We start from the raw sequence: 17,764 nt of genomic DNA, 5'->3' as shown, positions 1-17,764 counted from the left end.
CCTTGCGGCCCGATCGGCGCGAGCGGTAGCGGATCTGCTTTGGTTGCTGTTCTTCATCCCTCCATCGTGCCAAGGACGGTTGCGAACAGCGCGCGGCTTGCGCGTGCGTCGGCGCAAGGGTGGACCAAGGGCAAGCGCTACCGTCGGGAACTTTTGTGGCTAACCGGCCGGTCGGTTGCGCCTGAACCCACGCCCGGCGAAGTCGTGGGCAACACGATCTCGGCGGCCATGGCAGCCGGCCCAGAAGCCGCCGCAACCTGGTCCAGGCTGATGGCGAACAACGATCCAGTGCGAGCGCTGGCCGTCTGCAAGCAGTCGGTCAGCACAAATGCGAATGGCAGGCGGTATTGCGCGATGTCGGTGTGGCTCGATCCGCCGTCCGTACCAGACGGCAAGTAAGCGGAGCGGGAGGCAAGGTGCAGCCCTTGCCTCCCGCTCCTGTTCAGCGCCGCCGCGGCCGGTTCACGCTCTGATCAGGGGTGAGGCTGGGTGCGTCTGACAGCGCCGTGCTCTGCGCTTTCGCGGCGGCCTTTGCCCAGTAGTCGGCGATCCGGGCATCGAGCGGCATCGCCGCCGCAAGAAGCTGGTCGATCTTCGCGATTTCCTCGGGGGTCGCGCGCCGCGCGGGCGCTCAAACCATAGCGGCAAGGGCGCGGTAGCCCTCGCGGTAGGCCTCCGCTTCCTCGGCCGTCATCGGCCGCGCACGTTCCGCTTCAATCACAGCCGCTGCTTGTGGCGGCCGAAGCCACGCACCATCCCTCAACTCGTTTTCGTAAATCATTCGTCCGCCGCGCCGATAGACCGTCAGGCGGTCCGCAAGCTTCTCCACTTCGATGCGCCCGACAGTCACTGGAAGCCCATCATAGGCCGCCTGGTGCGCGTCCGGCGTCGTCATCCTGCCCCCGCGCGTGGCCTTCTGACGTTCATACCGCTGGTAAATCCCCTGCTCACTGAGCTGGAAGCTAACGGCAAGAACCCGGGCATCGATCTCATACCCTGCCTCGCGAAAGCCGTTCATCGTGGCGGCCACCACATTGCTGTCGCGCATGGTGCCCTCGATGATGACGTTGAATCGCTGCTCCTTCGCATAGGCCATGGCCTTCTCGACCCAACGGCCAGAATCCGGCCCGGTATAGAAGGCCGCGATCTTGTCATCCTCGCGCATGAGCCGCGCATTCGCAGGATGATACTCGCGCAGGTCGTCGCCGATGATCTGCACCGCACCGCCTCGCTCCGCGAGCTGGTTTGCAGCCCAGTCCAGGGCTGCACTTTTGCCACTACCAGGCTGCCCCCCGAAGATGACGGCGACGGACGCGGGAGAAGGAGCGACACCCGCAAAAAGCCTGGGCTTTATGCGGGTCTCAAAAATCCTCTGATGATCGTCTTCGGAGAGGCGATAGGCCGCCGGATCGAGCGCCACTATTCAGCCGCAAGCATATCCTGACGACGATTCCAGGCTCGTACTTGAACTCCGTATTCGTCGGTAACACGCGCGACCTCGGCATGATCCGTCAGCCTTAACCGCGCTCGCTCTTGATGCAGGGCGGTGAATCGGGCTTCGAGACGGGCGATGATCACCTTGTCAGGCTCCGCTCTACGCTCTTCCTCCGCGATCTCACTCGTGCAGATCGACATGAGATGGCTGATCGTCTCCCGCGCAACCTCGAAGGCAACGGCTTCGTCCTGGGTCCAGAGCGGTTTCTGAGCGGAGGGGTCAGGCAATACGATCGGTTCCATGAGGTCATTATAGCACAAACGAGGGCTACCAGATGCACCAGGTAGCGACCTACGGTTTGAGGCGGCGGTCCATGGTGACGACATGGGCAGGGTTCGCGGTTGGGGACTGCTCTGCAACCCGACGCCAGTAGCTCGCGGCGTCCGTCACAAGGGATCGATGTTCCGCGATTTTAAGAAAGGCCCGTGTCGTCACGACATCGATATTCGCATCCATGGCTTGATTGGCGATGATCCTCGGCACCTTGCCGCTCTCATAGACCACGACCGCTTCCAGGTCGGCGCCCGCGACCTTCTCCGCGAGCCAGTCGACGATGGCCCGCTCGCCCGCATCCCGCGCCTTGATGGTCGGATCGGCTCGCCGCGCCACGGCGAAGAGCCGTCCGGTGATCGTCTCCTCGATGCTGATCGGAGCGTTGCTCCTTGGAAGTTGCCCGGCATCGAGCCAGTCCCGCAGGCGTTCCGCGCCGGGCTTGCCGGCGGCCGGGGGTGCGGCACCGCTTGCGACCGGAGCAGAGCGGAGGACCGAAGTCGGCGGCGATTTTGCCGCACGAGGAATGCCGCCCTTGGGCGGCAGGGGAAACTCGCTGCGGTCGAGGTTGCCGTGGCCCCGGCTACCGGCCATCGTACCTATGGAGAAGCATGATGGTGGCCCTGTGCCGGAGATCCTGCTGGCTCGGCCGAGGCCTCATAGAAGGCGCAAGTGGGCAAAGGCCACCCTCGCCACAGCCGCGAGGCCCCTCCCCGCCGAGGGCAATCCGAGTGCCCTGGCCACCATCGCACGGCCGAGAGGGTGGCGGTTAGCCTCGCAGGATCAGACTGCGGCGCAGCAAATTAGCACGATTTCGGAACGAACTCGGATCGAACCCAGATCGAACGTTCGAGCCGAACCCCGCACGTGAGGGCAGCAAAGCGTCGTACTGAGCCAAACCGCACTTGGCACCCGCCACAACGGCCGCTTAGGGCCATAGGCGGACGCCAGCGCATATTCCAGAAGCGGACATTCAGCGCCACCAAAGGCTAGCCGCCCTCCGCAGGTTTAGTCGCTTTGACCGCAAGCTTCAGCGCATGGTTTCGGACGTCCGGTGGCCAGGTGCTCATGCGGTTGTAAAATCCCTCTGTGTCGCCGGAGAAGAGTGAGCGGGTCACCTCCTCGAAGCCGGGCAGGTCGCCCGCGAGAGCCGAGAGGAAGCGATAGGCGGCCTCACGTGCAGCTCTCATCTCCATCTTCCCTCCGTCGCTCCGCCGGGCTTCGTCGACAAGGCGCCGCAAGGCCTGTGAAGCACCGCCCGGCTGAGACGCCAGCCATTCCCACTGCCGCGGAAGCAGCGTCACTTCGCGTGCAACAACGCCCAGCTTAGGCCGGCCGGGCGTCCGCGCGGGACTATCCGTGCCGCCTACGGTGCGAGCACCGGCCGGAAGGCGTCCGGCCTGCCCCTGTATCGCAAGTCTGGCTCTGAGGTCCGCTTCGGACCCGCGCAGGTCGAAATCAATGACGGCGCCCGATCCGTCGTCGAAGGTCAGGATCCGCTCGCCGACCCCAGCCGCTTGCGCCGCCCTGACCGCAAGAGCGACCGTGATGAGGGAGCCGCTCGCGAGCTGCCGCATACCCAGGAACGCCGTACAAGTTCCCGCTGAAACCTCTGTCATAGCCTCTCCTTTAGAACCCACAGGCACGGCAACCTTGGATGAAGTGTTTTACCCGGGTAATATTGCATACGTCGATTCGGTGGGGTAGAGCTCGGTTCGGGTTGATGAGGGCGAGACATGGACATCGAGGACAAAAAGGCAGCCGTCCGCGCGTATAAGGAGCGAAAGACCGAGCGCGGCATCTACGCGGTGCGTTGCGCAGCCTCGGGCGAGATCTGGGTGGGATACGCGCCCGATCTCTCCAAGATCCAGAACCGCCTCTGGTTCACGCTTCGGCAGGGCGCGAACCCGCATTCCTCGCTGCAGGGCGCCTGGAGCGCGCATGGATGCGAAGCCTTCAGCTTTGACGTTCTGGAACGGCTGGAGGAGGAGGATAACGCTCTCGTCCGTGACCGCGCAGCCAAACTGCGCCTGGCCCATTGGGTGGGCCAACTTTGCGCTTCGCCGATCTGAGCATGGTGCCGGTATCACGCTCCGTGGCGGCCAATGGCATCACCCTGGCCTATGACAGTTTTGGCGCCGAGACGGCTGAAACGATACTGTTGATTGCGGGCCTCGGCACCCAGATGATCCGCTGGACGGACACCTTCTGCACTGGGCTCTCTGCGCGAGGCTATCGGGTCGTGCGATTCGACAACCGCGACGCGGGATGCTCGACGCACTTCGCCGCGCAAGGCCCCATAAATTTCGTCGCCTTGGCCAGCGCACTCGCGGAGGGACGCCAACCAGACCTTCCCTATACGATGGAGGATATGGCGCTTGATGCCATTGGCTTGCTCGACGCCCTTTCCATCTGCCGCGCCCATGTGGTCGGTCGCTCGATGGGAGGCATGATCGCGCAAATCATGGCGTGCGAGCATCCTGCGCGGGTGCAATCGCTGATCTCGATCATGTCGAGTTCGGGCAACCCGGACCTGCCATCGAGCACGCCGGATGTGATGGCATTGTTGCTTCGCGAAGCGCCCGATCCAAGATCGGATGAAACGGGTTTCATCGAGCATGGCGTTGCCTTCGCGCAGAGGATTGCGGGAAGCGCCCACCCGCTGGACGAAGAGGCATATCGGCGGATCATCCGCACGGAGCTGCGCCGTGGCTACGTGCCGGGTGGCTTTGGGCGACAACTCGCAGCTATCGCCCTCTCCGGTGATCGACGCGATCGCCTGAGGAAAATCAGCGTCCCGGCTCTCATTGTGCATGGAACAGAGGATCCTCTGTTTCCGCTCGCATGCGGCGCTGACACTGCCGCGTCGATACCTGGCGCGGAATGGCTTCCCGTCGAAGGGATGGGGCACGATCTTCCCCCCTCCCTGTATGCGATGGTTGCAGATGGGATTGATCGAACCGTCCACCGCTCAAGCATGACTGCGTGAGGGATAGAAAAGACGTATAATCAAAGCACCTTGTCCAACGGCGCTGCCGCAACGGCAGCCTTGCTCCTTTCGACCCATGACGGTCGGCAGACCGTGTCGCCATTCGACCCGAAAGCCGAGGTTGACAATAGCTCCGCGCCCGGCCCCCCAAGCCCTTTTGAATCATTCGCCGGAAAAGGCGAAACTCCAAAGCGAGAAGGAAGCGCGACCTCAGTCGCCGTCCCCGCCTACATCTCGGGTGCGGTGGCTAGCTTACTCATCCACCTCCGACGCTTTGAGCCGCTCGCCCCAGTCCCGCATGCTCAGGAGCAGGGGTGCAAGGGACGCTCCGAGGGCGGTCAGCTCGTATTCCACCTTCGGTGGAACGTCCGGGTAGACGGTGCGCTTGACGATCCCATCAGCCTCCAGTTCGCGCAGTTGCAAGGTGATCATGCGCGGCGTTGCCGAGGGCAGGGATCGGCACAGCGCGTTGAAGCGCAACTTTCCTTCCAGAAGGTGGAATAGCAGTACCGGCTTCCAGATGCCGCCGATAACGGAAAGGGTGGCTTCCACAGCACACCCCGTCCGTTCTGCCTTCCTGCGGTTCCTGCGGCTGACACTATCATTCATGATACTACATGTGTGTTTTGTACGTACTGTGCCATGGGAAGGTAGCGCATTAAATTGTCTCCCGGAAGGGGACGGCCGATGCGACGTTGCAAGACTAGCGGGCGGGAACGTCCCGCCATCGTAATCGAGGAGGCCGAGGTTCTCCTTTTCGGGCCCGGCGAGCTACACCGGTGGAGCTTCGATCTTCGCCCTGCAAGAGGCGACGCTGACGGGGTGCGACGGCCCGATCAAGACGACAGCATTGCTCAAATGACGCATCACGCTTCGGTGTATCTACATCCGGCCCATACCCTCGCTGCGCGCCTTGGTGAGAACCGGCATCGAGCCTCAGATCGATCGCGTATTCCCCTTAGAGGAGACTGGGGTGGCTCATGTCGCCCGGCACGCCGGCAAGATCGTATCGAGATTGGCGACTGATCAATCGAGCCGCCGTCAACAAAATGGGAGAAGACTATGGTCTCGCCTTACACCATCCACGTCCCAGATGAGCGCCTCACCTCGATCCTGACAAAGGTGAAGGCATACGATTGGAGTCAGCTTCCCGACGCGGGAGGCTGGAATTCTGGCATCGGCATCGACGACCTCAAGCGGCTCGTAGCCTATTGGCGAGATAGTTACGACTGGCGCAAGGTCGAACGACACCTCAACGAGCTCCCTAATTTCACGACCGACATAGATGGGGAACGTATCCACTTCGTTCATGTACGCGCCAACGGGTCCAAGCCGCCGCTTCTGCTGCTTCACGGGTGGCCGGGCTCGTTTCTTGAGTTCGAACGGCTGCTCGAACCGCTCGCGGCTGATGGACATGATGTGATCGTGCCTTCCCTCCCGGGCTTCGCCTTCTCCAGACCGCTCACCGGCATCATTGGGCCGCGCCGCGCCGCCGACCTCATGCACGCGCTGATGACGCGGCTGTTCGGCCCGTCGCGTTACGTGGTTCAGGGTGGAGACTGGGGAGCCAACATTGCGAGCTGGATGGCCTGCGAGTATCCGGACGCTCTGCTCGGCTTCCACACCAACATGGTCAGCGTCCTTGCTGAAGACACCGCCCCAGAGACGCCCGAGGAGAAGGATCTGATCTCCCGCCGCGCGGCGATCCTCGATCTGGAGACCGGCTACAGCCGTGAGCAGGAGACCCGGCCTCAGACGCTGGGTGTGGCGATGGCAGACAGTCCCGTGGGCGCTGCCGGGTGGATCCTCGAAAAGTTCGGAGCTTGGGCGGACCTTCCGAAGCATCCGGACGGCAGCCCTGACCTGTGGAGCAGGTTCTCCGAGGAGGATCTGCTCACCAACATCATGCTCTATATCGCGCCGTCGTCGGTCGTCACTGCGACTTGGATCTACCGCGGCAAGCGGCTGGAGCGGTCGGATCGCTTTCCGTCCGGCACGCACGTGCGCACGCCGATGGGCGTCGCCGCGTTCCCCGATCCAGTATTCCTTCCCCCGCCGAGATCTCTCGTCGAGAAAACCTACAACGTCGTCCATTGGACCAATATGGCACAGGGCGGCCACTTCGCTGCCTTGGAGCAGCCGGAACTGATGCTCGACGACCTGAGAGCGTTCATCGCAACCGTATCGCGCGGGTGAACCTAACGTCGCAGCAACGGCCTGGACGTCATCGCATCGTCAAATCAGGAATGACCAAATGGACAGGGACGAGCTTCTGGAGAGATACCAGACCTACATCGATTGTCTGAACCGGCGGGACTGGTCGCGCCTGGGAGAATTTGTTTCCGAGGATGCCCGACACAACGGCGAGGCGATCGGCTTTGCAGGTTACCGGAAGATGCTCGAACGTGATGTCGCTGCTATTCCCGACCTCATATTCAACATCGACGTGCTTGTGGTCGACCCTCCCTTCCTCGGGGCGAGACTGCTCTTCGACTGCACTCCCCGAGGCGAGGTGTTCGGGCTTGCCGTCAACGGCCGACGGGTCACCTTCACCGAGAACGTCTTTTATCGGTTCGAATTCGGGACGATCGAAACTGTCTGGTCCGTGATTGATCAGGCCGCGATCCGGGCGCAGCTTCAGCAAGAGTAGCATCAAGAGGTGGACTGCGTTCGTGTACCCGCTCTTGATGGGGCACCCGAGCGTGACGAAGAATTCCCTCTCTCTGTTCAGCTTGGCGCATGCGGGCGCCTCCCTCTCGCCGCAGTCAGCCGCGCACACACTCTGATGCATCCAACCAGCGGGCTAGAATCTGCGCGCGCCGCCGCGCGCAGAACTACGATGGTGGGCTAGGGAACGAAAAAGCATCTCCACGCCGGAATGTCCGATGGGGCGCGGTCGCCCCCAATGCCACGGGTCGCCTCTCGACCCAACTCGGCTGTAGCGGCAGCCTTTAGCATTCGCCAAAAGCAGCCATTCAAGCTCTACCTTCTTTGAGGTGCACAGCCATTTGCAGTGAGGTCTCTTGTAGTCCAAGCTTCAGGTAGAAAGCGCGAGCGCTATTATTGTCCGCTTCGACGGCCAAATTTATAATATCAATATCTTCCTGCTCTGCCCATTTTCGAAATTCCAAAAACAAAGCGCGACCATAACCTTTTCTCCGATGACATACATCGATCCAAAAAGCCATTACGAAGGCCATGTTACGGAGATTCGAAATTCCCCTGGCTGAAAGATCTATTGTGGATACGGAGATCATTCCAACAACCTTGCCCTCAATCTCCAAAACAAGGGTCTTACATCCTTTTATATCTTTGAGAGCCACTTCATCGGGCGCGTCCGGGGAGAATTCTGGATATCGCGCTTTGCTCATAAGCTCCCGCATGGCACAGGCTAAGGTTGGGTTGTCCCCTTCAATTGAATCGCGAATAGTTGCATCCATAGTGTGCGGTCCGTCAGCTTGCTCCGAGAGCTTACCTCAATTCAGCCCGCCTGCTATCCCTGGACATCGCGGATCACCTCTCGACCCAACTACGCCCTTGGCGCGAGCGAGGGCGTCCGCCGAAAGCGGACATTGGGTAGGGCGCCTATATAGCGGCAGCGAGAAGAGTTCGGCCCCCGGAGACAAGGCGAGTAGCAGCGCAAAATATCGACACTCTGGTCTACGAGCAGAAGATCGCAGCAAGCTCACGGCTGCAGGTTGCAGACTACGTCTGCGGCAAAGTGGCTCTGCGCCTCCTTGAAGGAGTCAGGGCCGGACTGGCTCAGCAAATCGCCGGCACCAGGATCATCGTTTTCAGCGTCACTGCTCCCGTTAGGCATCCCGCAAAGACGATCGACATACTCGTTCATCTTCTCGCCGCTTTTGTTCACTCTCCCGATTATGAAGACAGCCTTATTCTCGATCTCGCTCAGTCAGCGTTCATTGACAAGTGCCCTCTCGATGCATCGGCGCCCCATCCAACCCGGAGCGGGCGATTGGCTGCCAAGCGGGCTATCTTCAAAGCCGCCATCTAACCGAATTGTTGAAGCGAGAGACGTGCCTCACCAGCAAGCATGTCCGTAGGCCGTGTGCATGCTACTGGTTCTCAGAGCGATGAGACCTTGTTCCGGTGGACTATCCGAAGGTCGCGTTGAAGAGCGAAAGTCCAGCCCCCTCCGCTTCGATGTCAAGACGATGTTCGCCGTAGCTCGGGCTCTCGAAAAGCGTGTAGAGCGTGGGCTCCCGTATCTCGACCGTTCGGACGGCTCTGCCATCGGCACGGATTGAGAGGGTCGCCGACGGGAGTGCGGCGGCCACGAGATGGAGCTTTCCGGCGGAGAAGCGGATGCGCAGCCCACCGCGGGACGAACGGAGCGTCAGGCTCTCCCCCTTCCGCGTCCAGGTGCCGTCCAGCTGGTAGCGATCGAGCGCAGGGCCTGCCGGCGGGAAGTGGTAGGTCGCCTCCCCCCATCTCGGGCTCTGCGCCGGGTCCTGCGGCGTCGGGTGAGCAGCGCCGAAATAGACTTCGGGTGAGCCGATGCGCGCGAGGTCCGGATCGTCGCCCGGCCCCGGCGGCGCCGCTCCGCTCAGGCCGAGCTGCGCGCGGATGGCATCCTCCAGTTCACGCGCATTGCCCTCTCCCTCGCGCAGCAGGACAATCCGGCCGGCGCGGTCCAGCAGGTAGAAGGACGGCCAGGCTTCGTTTCCCCAGGCTTGCCAGCTGCGGTACTCGTTGTCTTGCCCGACAGGAAACCGGATACCCAAAGCTGTGACGGCTGCAGCGACGTCTGGCCGCTCATGCTCGAAGCCAAATTCCGGCGTGTGGATCCCAATGACCTCAAACCCATGCGGCCCGTACTCCTCCTGCCAGCGATTGAGGTAGGGCACGGTGCGGCGGCAGTTGATGCAGGAATAGGTCCAGAACTCGACGAGCACGACGCGGCCGCGCAAGGCCGAGCGCGTGATCGGTGTCGCGGTATTGAGCCAACCGTCTATGCCAACGAAGTCGGGCGCCTGGCCGCCGCGCGGCACCGCTGCCGCGACGAGAGCAGGCAGTCCGGGCGGCACCAGGCAGCCGCCTGCCAATAAGCCCAGCAAGGCACGTCGCGACAGCATGACACCCTCCTTCGTCTTGATCGCGCCACTCAGGCGCGGGCGACATCGATGACGGCCTGGGCGAAGGCGCGCGGCGCCTCCTGCGGCAGGTTGTGGCCGACGCCGCCGGTGATCAGGCGATGCTCGTAATGGCCGCTGAAATGCCCGGCGTAGGAGGCGGGCTGAGGATGCGGCGCGCCATTGGCGTCCCCCTCCAGCGTGATCGTCGGCACGTGAATGGCCGGCGCCTGCGCCAGCCGCGCCTCCAGCGCGTCATAACGCCGCTCGCCATCGGCAAGCCCCAGCCGCCAGCGGTAGTTGTGGATGGTGATGCTGACGTGATCCGGATTGTCGAGCGCCTGCGCGCTGAGCGCGAAGGTTGCATCGTCGAAGGCCCAACGGGGTGAAGCGGTCTGCCAGATCAATTTTGCGAAGGCTTGGCGATAGGCTTCATAGCCCGCGCGGCCGCGGCTTGTTGCAAAATAAAACTGATACCACCATGCGTGTTCCGCCACGGGCGGTAGCGGCTGCCTTCCCGCTTCCTGATTGCCGATCAGATAGCCGCTGACGGCGACAAGGGCGCGGCACCGCTCCGGCCAGAGGGCCGCGAGGATGTCCGCGGTGCGCGCGCCCCAGTCGAACCCGCCGATCACCGCCTGATGGATTCCGAGCGCGTCCATCAGCGCGATGATGTCGAGCGCGAAGGCCGCTTGTTGGCCGTTGCGGACGGTGCTGAGGGACAGGAACTGGGTCGTGCCGTAGCCGCGGAGATAGGGAACGATCACGCGATAGCCGGCGGCCGCCAGGATGGGGGCGACCTCGGCATAGCTGTGGATGTCATAGGGCCAGCCGTGCAGCAGGATGACCACGGGGCGGCCGGCATCGCCGAGTTCCGCATAGCCCACCTCGAGCACCCCGGCGCGGACCGACTTGAGCGGAGCCTGGAAGGACCCTGCTTGACCGGCCGCTGCTGCGGCGGCGGCAGACCGGGGAAGCCCGAGCTGCGCGGCGACGGTCGCGGCTGCGGCGACGCCAAGGAAGCGCCGACGATCATGATTGGGGGCGGAGTCTGGCATGGGATGACCCTTCTTCATCGCGTTTCGATCGCCGGAGACTGCACTGGACGGCGGCGACGCGCTTGGAGACGGCCTGCAGATTCCCTTCAGATTTGCCTGATTTTGCCCCTGTCTCCTTCGTGGTAGCCTCCTGAAGAACAGAATGGTCTGCGCATGCTCTATCAGTTCGAAGACTTCAGCCTCGACACGGACCGTCGAGAGCTACGGCATGGCGAGGCCCTGGTGCCGGTCGAGCCTCAGGTCTTTGATATGCTCGCCTGTCTCATCGCGTTACGGGACCGGGTGGTGAGCCGGGACGATCTTTTCGCCACCGTCTGGAAGGGGCGCATCGTTTCCGAGGCGACGCTCAGCAGCAGGCTCAACGCCGCGCGCACCGCCATCGGGGACAGTGGCAGCGAGCAGAGACTAATCAAAACCCTGCCACGCAAGGGCATCCGCTTCGTGGGCAGCGTCCGAACGATGGCATCCACCCCCGCCGAGCCGCCCGCCGCCGCTCATCTAGACGCCGCCACCCTACGCCAAACGGTGCGGGCGCCCTCCATCGCCGTGCTGCCTTTCGCCAATCTGAGCGTGGATCCCGAGCAGGACTATTTCGCCGATGGGATGACGGAAGAGATCATCACCGCTTTATCCCGCAGCAGCGGTCTCTGCGTGATCGCCCGCAACTCCTCCTTCCTCTACCGAGGCAAGGCGATCGACGTCCGGCAGGTCGGCACGGAGCTCGGCGTCACCTATGTGCTCGAGGGCAGCGTGCGCCGCGGTGGCGAGAAGCTTCGCATCACCTGCCAGCTCGTCGATGCCGGCTCAGGCGCGCATCTGTGGGCGGAGCGCTTCGATGGCGACATGCGCCAGGTCTTCGCACTTCAGGAGAAAGTTGCGGAATCGGTGGCGGCTGTCATCGAGCCCACGCTGCAATTTGCCGAAATCGGCAAGCTGACGCAGAATCCGCCACCTCATCCTGATGCCTATGACTTGGTGCTGCGCGCCTATGGACAGGTGGGCGAATTCACGCCGGCCAGCATGGCGGCGGCGATCGCCACCCTTGAACAATGCTGCACGCTCGCTCCAGATCATGCGCCTGCACTGGCGGCCTTGGCCTATTGCCGGGCTCAGTGCCATTTCCAAGGCTGGATCACGCAGGATCAGGCGACCCGCGCGCGTGCCTGCACCCTGGCATGGCGCTCCGTCGAACTGTTGCCGAACGATGCGCAAGTCCTGTGGATGGCAGCCTTCGCCATTTGGAACATGGCGGGCGCGGCGCGAGAGCCCGCGCGCGAGCTGTTCCGCCGGTCGCTGCTGCTCAACCCGAATTCCGCCATGGCGCTGACGCTCGCCGGATGGATCGAGATCATGTGCGGCAACGTGCGGGAGGGACGCATGATGGTGATGCGTGCGCAAAGGCTGAACCCGCGCGACCCGCGCGGATGGTTCATGTCGGGCGCCATGGCGATCGCAGCCGTGATCGAGGAGAACTTTCCCGAGGCCTTGCTGTGGGCGGACCGCTCCCTCGCCCAGAACCGGCGCTTCGCCGTTGCTCTGCGGGTCGCGGCGGTGGCGCAGATGAAGCTCGGTCACCCGGAGCAGGCGCGGGAGATCGTGCAGACACTGCTGGCCGTGGAGCCAGGGCTCACCGTCTCTGGCTTCTTCGCCCGTATCCCGGTGCCGCATCCTGGCATGGCCGAGACTTACGCCAAAGCTCTGGCAGCCGCGGGTCTGCCCCTCTGACTTCTTCTCCATCATCGGCGATATTGGCGCGGGACGACCCTCATGCGGCATTGCGTGACCCAACCCCAACGTCCAATTTGGACCGAATCAGACAAGTCGCTCTCCCCTCGGAACTGCGAATCGCCTATCGACCCAACCTCGACAGCCGCGCTTTGAAAGGGCTTGCCTGGAAGCTGACGTTCGACGAGCGGCCCCCTTCGCAGCAAAGCGTCCGTTGTCGTCGTTACGGCGCCTCGACGCCGAGCCTGAAAGCTGACGTTCGTTCAAGCCGAGGTGAGCGGCGGCCGATGCGCGTACATAGGCCACGCCCCTCGGGGGTGCGGGTCCGGACGGTTGTGATTGCCCTTGCATTCGAACCGATCGAGATCGAAAAGTAACGATACTGGGGGGAGAGGACGATGCAGCTCGAGCGCGCGCGCATCAAGAACTTTAGATCGCTTCGAGATATCGAAGTCGGCTTCGGCGCGCATACGGCGTTCATCGGCGGCAATGGCGCGGGCAAGTCGTCGATACTGAAAGCCATCGAGAAATTTTACTCGACGTCAAAGAGCTGCGACGCCGACGACTTCTTCGGGCGCGATCAGGGTCAACCGATCGAGATAGAACTCACCTTTCACCAGCTGAGCGAGCAGGAAGCGGCTTCGTTCGAGGACCGCGTTCGCGACGGCAAGCTGGTCGTCACCCGCATCTTCGACGGTGGCGCCTCTAGCGGTCGCTATCACGGTGTCGTCCCTCAAATCCCCGACTTCGTCGCGATTCGATCGCAATCCGCGGCGGCGCCGAAACGCGCGGCCTACAATGCCCTGCGTGAAAACAATCCTCTCTACGCTAATCTGCCCAACGCCAGCAGCGCCGCCGGGGTTGACCAGGCGCTGCTGGATTGGGAGGCAGCCCATCCCGCTCAACTGGTCCTATTGCCCGATGACGGGCAGTTCTTCGGCTTTCAGAACAGCAGCCGCGGCAAGCTCCAGAGGCATACAAGCTTCGTGTTCGTCCCGGCTGTACGTGAGGCATCGGCCGATGCGGCCGACGGCAAGACGAGCGTTATCGGCAAGTTGCTCGAGTTGCTGGTACGTAGCCAGATCTTGCAGCGACCCGACGTCCAAGCTTTCAAAGCGCAGATGACGGAAGCCTATCAGGCGTTGGTGTCGGCGGAGAACATGCCCGAGCTTGGTACATTGGCGGGGACGCTCACCGCCGACCTTCGCGGCCTATACCAAGACGCGGAAGTGGCACTGAGCTGGCGGGAAATCGGAGAGATGCCGGTCCCGCTGCCGATGGCGGACGTGTTTCTCAAGGACGACGGTTTCGGCGGCCCGGTCGATAGGCAGGGTCACGGCCTGCAACGCGCCTTCATCTTCACGCTGCTCCAACATCTGGCTCGCACGGCGGTCCCGGAAGCTGACGATGCAGTTGCCGGGGATGTGGCTGGCGGCGCTCCGGGCGGTCCCGCGGTGGTCGCCCAGGCGCCAACATTGATCCTCGCGATCGAGGAGCCCGAACTCTACCAGCACCCGACCAAGCAGCGGCATTTCGCCGAGGTGCTGCGCGGGCTGAGCAGCGGCACGCTTCCGGGCGTCCAGGGGCATACCCAGATCATCTTCGGTTCGCACTCGCCGATGTTCATTTCAATGGGCAAGGCCGACGAAATTCGGCTCGCCCGCCGCTCAGCCTGTGCCGACAGCGTGTTCAAGCAGTGCAGCTTGCAGGCCCTCGATCTCGGTGTCGTGGCGAAGAAGCTCGAACGCGGCTGGGATAAGCCCGCCGGCTCGTACAGCGCGCAAACCGTGATGCCGCGGCTCCATATCCTCGGAGCCGAGCTAGCCGAGGGATTCTTCGCAAATGGCGTCATCCTAGTCGAGGGGCGTAGCGACAAAGCAGCGCTAACGGCGACCGCGCGGATGCTCGGCGTCAATTTCGAGGCGGCCGGGATCGCCATCCTTTCGGCCGAGGGCAAGGCCAACCTTGACCGTCCCTATGTCATTTTCCGTGAGCTGGGCATTCCGACCTTCCTGCTCTGGGATTGCGATCAACACTTACCTGAAGCCAAGCGCACGCCCGCAACCGATCTTGCCTTGAGCAAGCTCGCAAAGCCGGACCAAGTGTTCAATGGCGCCCCGACCGATGACCTCGTGAGCGATTGCTATGCGCATTTCGGCAAAACGCTGGAACATCGTCTCAAGGAGGATATCACCCCCGAGATTCACGCCGCGTGCCTTGCTGCTGCCTGCGAGCCCTTCGGAGTGCACCCGAGCAATGACACTCAGAAAATTCCTGAGGTTGTATATCAGACATTGCTGCGCGCGAAGGAGCACGGTCGCGAGAGCGGCATGTTGAAGAACGTGGTTCGCGCAATGTGGCGCTTTTTCCGTGACGAGGACCTCCCTAACCCGCCACAGGCGCAAGCGCCGGTCTCCGTCGCGTGAAAGTTGACAACGGCTTGAGCAAGATTGTATCCGCCCGAGTGCGCGGCGCGCACGGTCCGTGGAGCGACCTAGCGCTCCATACGATCGGTTGGCGCGCATTCCAGGATCTCTGCTCGCAGGTCTGCGAGGTCGTGCTCGGCCGTCCGGTCGAGATTTTTCGGGAAGCGCAGGATGGCGGCCAAGACGCGGTATTTCTCATACCGTCGGGATCGGATGCGCCCTCTATTGGCACAATTCAGTGCAAGCACACCTCGGAGGCGGGCAAGACGCTAAAGGCGGGCGATCTATCGGACGAGACCGAAAACGTTGAGGAACTGGTTAAGGCCGGTCTTGCCGACACCTACGCCTTCATGACCAACATGAGCGTCGATGCGCCCGTCGCCGCCGCGATGCGCGCGCGATTGCGCGCGCTCGGTGTGCGCAAAGCGCATATTTTGGGCCGCCAGTATATCGTTCGGGTCATCAGGAGCAGCGCCCGCCTGCGCGCGCTCGTGCCACAGGTCTATGGTCTTGGCGATTTGACCTCGATCATCGACGAGCGGCTCAGCGAACAGAGCCGTGCCCTCCTCGACAGCTGGATTCCGAAGATGCGGACTTACGTTCCGACCAAGGCCCATCGCGACGCCGTTAACGCGATCTCGGATCATGGTGTTGTACTCCTGCTCGGTAATCCGTCGAGCGGCAAATCGGCGATTGGCGCTATCGTTTCCACGATCGCATCGGAGAACCCGGATAACACCGTCCTTGCCCTCACGAGCCCGCGCGATTTCGAGGCGGGATGGAATCCAAACGACCCCGGGCGATTTTTCTGGATTGACGACGCCTTCGGTTCGAACGTGCTGCGCGACGATTATGTTCAGGACTGGGCCTCCGCCTTCTCGAAGTTGCGTGCGGCGATCAGTCACGGCAACCGCTTCCTGCTGACGTCGCGTAAGCACATCTATGAGGGAGCGCGGCGACGGCTCGGCCAGCGCAATCTCCCACAATTCATCAACGAAAGCGCCGTGGTCGACGTGGGCGATCTGACATTCGACGAGAAAGCCCAGATCCTCTACAACCACATCAATTTCGGCGAGCAGAGTCAAAGCTGGCGGTCCAGCGTGAAACCCCACCTTGCGGCCGTTGCCGCCGTAGAGGATTTTCTTCCCGGTATCGCGGAACGGCTCGGGGATCCGAACTTCACCAAGGGGCTGGCGCCGCGCGAATCCTCGCTTGTCCGCTTCATGGAAGAGCCGACCGAGCACCTTATCGATACCGTCAACGCTTTGGACGATCAGCTCCAGGCGGCACTCATTCTGGTTTATGTTCATCAGGCTGGTTTCGATCCCCGCGACCACGATCCTTTGGCAGCGCACGCGGTGGCGGAACTGACCGGCTATTCCATCACCAAAATCCAGGACTGCTTTGGGGAGCTGAAAGGGTCGTTCCTTAAGCTCTCCGGGCCAAGATGGACATTCGCACACCCCACGATCTCGGACGCACTGACAGAGATCATGCGGCAGAAGCCGCATATGATGGCGGCGCTAATCCGCGGCGCACCGATCGACACGATTCTCGGAAGCTTCACGTGCGAGGGATCGCCACTCATCCGGGACGCGCTGGTCATCCCGACCGCACTGGATGACGCCTTGGTCGCCCGTCTCGGCCGTACGTCCGACGAACTACAACGCAATTGGATGCTGTTCCACTTCCTATCCTATCGCGCCAGCGAGGTTGTCTTCTCCAAGGTGGTTCAGCAATATCCGGATTTGTTGCAGCGATCGTGCTGGCGGACCGATCCCGTTGGTAACGACCCGCAGCTTGCCACTTACGGTCGGGCGAATCGCCTTGGGCTCTTGCGCGAGGATCTGCGCCTTGAAGCAGCGGCCAGGCTTGAAGCGGCGGCGCAAGATGCGCTCGACGCCTCCTTCTTCGAGGAAGAGGACATGCTCGGCCTATTATCGCCATTACGCCTGGTCAGCATGGGCATGAAATTGCGGACCACGGTCTTGCCATCCCTTGAAGATCGGATCGACGCGATTGCCGCGGATGCCGATCTCGACGAAGAGCCCGATAGCCATTTCAAGAAACTGCTCGACATTCTGGACCGCGTGGAAGCGATTGGCGTCGACGCCGACGCGGCAGCTTTGATCGGCGAAGCACGCGAGCAGGTCAGGCGCTCGGTCGAGGCGATCGAAGAGCGTAAGCGCGAGCGCGATGAAGAAGACGAACGCGATACAGACTGGACCCACATCGTGACGCAAACAAAGGAAGAAGCCCCCGTGCTGTCCACGCCCGCGGCGATGCGATCGATATTCGATGACATCGACAGGTAGAGTCGATCGGTCCTAAATGTTGGTTGATGCACAGCCATCTGTGTGACTGTCCGCAATCTCCTTCCGGATATCCGAACCCGCCAAAGCACAATGGGCAAGACCGCGCAAACGTAGAGAGGCTTGTTTGTGCCGAGCGGTTCATCGTTGAAATTCGGCCTCGTGTGGTATCTCCCCGCCATCTGCCAGTCCGCAATCGGGCCCAACTTGTCGAACGGCGTATGTCCGCTTGAGCCTCGCCGAGCCGGTTAGCCGACAGGCAGTACACCCCCCGAACCAGAAGCCTTGGCCGCCGAAGAGGTCTTAGAGTCCGTTTGAGAAATGTCAGTTATGGGCGATCCGGCGCAGTAGCAGGCTGCCCATGGCGACATGGATCATGGCTTCGGACACGTCCAG

The 17,764-nt window shown here is 62.4% G+C and carries 15 protein-coding genes and 1 pseudogene; 8 read left to right on the top strand and 8 right to left on the bottom strand.

What is annotated here, in order from left to right; translation table 11 throughout:
- Nucleotides 1–399 (top strand): annotated as a pseudogene (locus ACYQ6W_RS20705) (hypothetical protein); the annotation flags it as partial.
- A gap of 232 nt (nt 400–631) precedes the next feature.
- Here ACYQ6W_RS20705 and ACYQ6W_RS20700 read toward each other — a convergent pair.
- The 4 genes from ACYQ6W_RS20700 to ACYQ6W_RS20685 form a co-directional block, all read right to left on the bottom strand.
- Nucleotides 632–1,420: a zeta toxin family protein gene (locus ACYQ6W_RS20700; RefSeq protein ID WP_459677966.1), complete on the bottom strand. Its 789-nt coding sequence runs from the start codon at nt 1,418–1,420 to the stop codon at nt 632–634.
- Nucleotides 1,420–1,737: a hypothetical protein gene (locus ACYQ6W_RS20695; RefSeq protein ID WP_459677965.1), complete on the bottom strand. Its 318-nt coding sequence runs from the start codon at nt 1,735–1,737 to the stop codon at nt 1,420–1,422. The genes ACYQ6W_RS20700 and ACYQ6W_RS20695 overlap by 1 nt, the downstream gene beginning before the upstream one ends.
- A gap of 49 nt (nt 1,738–1,786) precedes the next feature.
- Complete coding sequence (locus tag ACYQ6W_RS20690) at nt 1,787–2,359, bottom strand: hypothetical protein (protein ID WP_459677964.1); 573 nt, start codon at nt 2,357–2,359, stop codon at nt 1,787–1,789.
- A 395-nt stretch (nt 2,360–2,754) separates the two neighbouring features.
- Nucleotides 2,755–3,384, bottom strand: a complete 630-nt coding sequence (locus ACYQ6W_RS20685) for a DUF2239 family protein (protein WP_459677963.1) — start codon at nt 3,382–3,384, stop codon at nt 2,755–2,757.
- A 117-nt stretch (nt 3,385–3,501) separates the two neighbouring features.
- Here ACYQ6W_RS20685 and ACYQ6W_RS20680 point away from each other — a divergent pair, with 117 nt between their 5' ends.
- Together ACYQ6W_RS20680 and ACYQ6W_RS20675 are read left to right on the top strand one after the other, a co-directional pair.
- A complete protein-coding gene (locus ACYQ6W_RS20680; protein WP_459677961.1) occupies nt 3,502–3,837 on the top strand; it encodes a GIY-YIG nuclease family protein in 336 nt (111 codons plus the stop codon).
- On the top strand, nt 3,819–4,754 hold the full coding sequence (locus ACYQ6W_RS20675) for an alpha/beta fold hydrolase (RefSeq protein WP_459677960.1): 936 nt from the start codon (nt 3,819–3,821) through the stop codon (nt 4,752–4,754). The genes ACYQ6W_RS20680 and ACYQ6W_RS20675 overlap by 19 nt, the downstream gene beginning before the upstream one ends.
- A gap of 252 nt (nt 4,755–5,006) precedes the next feature.
- Here ACYQ6W_RS20675 and ACYQ6W_RS20670 read toward each other — a convergent pair whose 3' ends face one another.
- Entirely contained in the window at nt 5,007–5,306 is a 300-nt protein-coding gene (locus tag ACYQ6W_RS20670; RefSeq protein ID WP_459677958.1) for a winged helix-turn-helix transcriptional regulator, read from the bottom strand.
- A 510-nt stretch (nt 5,307–5,816) separates the two neighbouring features.
- On the opposite strand from ACYQ6W_RS20670, the gene ACYQ6W_RS20665 reads away from it, so the two are divergent.
- On the top strand, nt 5,817–6,950 hold the full coding sequence (locus ACYQ6W_RS20665; RefSeq protein ID WP_459677957.1) for an epoxide hydrolase family protein: 1,134 nt from the start codon (nt 5,817–5,819) through the stop codon (nt 6,948–6,950).
- A 58-nt stretch (nt 6,951–7,008) separates the two neighbouring features.
- On the top strand, nt 7,009–7,404 hold the full coding sequence (locus tag ACYQ6W_RS20660; protein ID WP_459677956.1) for an ester cyclase: 396 nt from the start codon (nt 7,009–7,011) through the stop codon (nt 7,402–7,404).
- A 325-nt stretch (nt 7,405–7,729) separates the two neighbouring features.
- Here ACYQ6W_RS20660 and ACYQ6W_RS20655 read toward each other — a convergent pair whose 3' ends face one another.
- The 3 genes from ACYQ6W_RS20655 to ACYQ6W_RS20645 all read right to left on the bottom strand — a co-directional run bounded on the left by ACYQ6W_RS20655 (nt 7,730) and on the right by ACYQ6W_RS20645 (nt 10,905).
- The gene (locus tag ACYQ6W_RS20655; protein WP_459677955.1) at nt 7,730–8,194 is read right to left on the bottom strand and encodes a GNAT family N-acetyltransferase; all 465 of its coding nucleotides are present in this window, start codon (nt 8,192–8,194) and stop codon (nt 7,730–7,732) included.
- 675 nt (nt 8,195–8,869) lie between these two features.
- Complete coding sequence (locus tag ACYQ6W_RS20650) at nt 8,870–9,850, bottom strand: redoxin domain-containing protein (RefSeq protein ID WP_459677953.1); 981 nt, start codon at nt 9,848–9,850, stop codon at nt 8,870–8,872.
- A gap of 29 nt (nt 9,851–9,879) precedes the next feature.
- On the bottom strand, nt 9,880–10,905 hold the full coding sequence (locus tag ACYQ6W_RS20645) for an alpha/beta fold hydrolase (RefSeq protein ID WP_459677952.1): 1,026 nt from the start codon (nt 10,903–10,905) through the stop codon (nt 9,880–9,882).
- A 153-nt stretch (nt 10,906–11,058) separates the two neighbouring features.
- Between ACYQ6W_RS20645 and ACYQ6W_RS20640 the strand changes: the two genes are divergently transcribed.
- From ACYQ6W_RS20640 to ACYQ6W_RS20630, 3 genes are all read left to right on the top strand, one after another.
- Nucleotides 11,059–12,630, top strand: coding sequence for a winged helix-turn-helix domain-containing protein (locus ACYQ6W_RS20640; protein WP_459677950.1), 1,572 nt, complete (start codon nt 11,059–11,061; stop codon nt 12,628–12,630).
- 398 nt (nt 12,631–13,028) lie between these two features.
- Nucleotides 13,029–15,056 (top strand): ATP-dependent nuclease, encoded by a 2,028-nt coding sequence (locus ACYQ6W_RS20635; protein WP_459677949.1) that lies wholly within the window; start codon nt 13,029–13,031, stop codon nt 15,054–15,056.
- A 14-nt stretch (nt 15,057–15,070) separates the two neighbouring features.
- The gene (locus ACYQ6W_RS20630; protein WP_459677948.1) at nt 15,071–17,371 is read left to right on the top strand and encodes an nSTAND3 domain-containing NTPase; all 2,301 of its coding nucleotides are present in this window, start codon (nt 15,071–15,073) and stop codon (nt 17,369–17,371) included.
- Nucleotides 17,372–17,764 lie beyond the last annotated feature (393 nt).

The sequence above is a fragment of the Acidisoma sp. 7E03 genome (assembly GCF_054665075.1).
The sequence above is the reverse complement of the archived record's forward strand: the minus strand, read 5'-3'. Positions and strand labels throughout refer to the sequence as shown.

Coding starts and splice junctions, on each gene's coding strand:
- ACYQ6W_RS20695 (WP_459677965.1), bottom strand. CDS start 1,737: ATGGAACCGATCGTATTGCCTGACCCCTCCGCTCAGAAACCGCTCTGG.
- ACYQ6W_RS20690 (WP_459677964.1), bottom strand. CDS start 2,359: ATGGCCGGTAGCCGGGGCCACGGCAACCTCGACCGCAGCGAGTTTCCC.
- ACYQ6W_RS20685 (WP_459677963.1), bottom strand. CDS start 3,384: ATGACAGAGGTTTCAGCGGGAACTTGTACGGCGTTCCTGGGTATGCGG.
- ACYQ6W_RS20680 (WP_459677961.1), top strand. CDS start 3,502: ATGGACATCGAGGACAAAAAGGCAGCCGTCCGCGCGTATAAGGAGCGA.
- ACYQ6W_RS20665 (WP_459677957.1), top strand. CDS start 5,817: ATGGTCTCGCCTTACACCATCCACGTCCCAGATGAGCGCCTCACCTCG.
- ACYQ6W_RS20660 (WP_459677956.1), top strand. CDS start 7,009: ATGGACAGGGACGAGCTTCTGGAGAGATACCAGACCTACATCGATTGT.
- ACYQ6W_RS20655 (WP_459677955.1), bottom strand. CDS start 8,194: ATGGATGCAACTATTCGCGATTCAATTGAAGGGGACAACCCAACCTTA.
- ACYQ6W_RS20650 (WP_459677953.1), bottom strand. CDS start 9,850: ATGCTGTCGCGACGTGCCTTGCTGGGCTTATTGGCAGGCGGCTGCCTG.
- ACYQ6W_RS20645 (WP_459677952.1), bottom strand. CDS start 10,905: ATGCCAGACTCCGCCCCCAATCATGATCGTCGGCGCTTCCTTGGCGTC.
- ACYQ6W_RS20640 (WP_459677950.1), top strand. CDS start 11,059: ATGCTCTATCAGTTCGAAGACTTCAGCCTCGACACGGACCGTCGAGAG.
- ACYQ6W_RS20635 (WP_459677949.1), top strand. CDS start 13,029: ATGCAGCTCGAGCGCGCGCGCATCAAGAACTTTAGATCGCTTCGAGAT.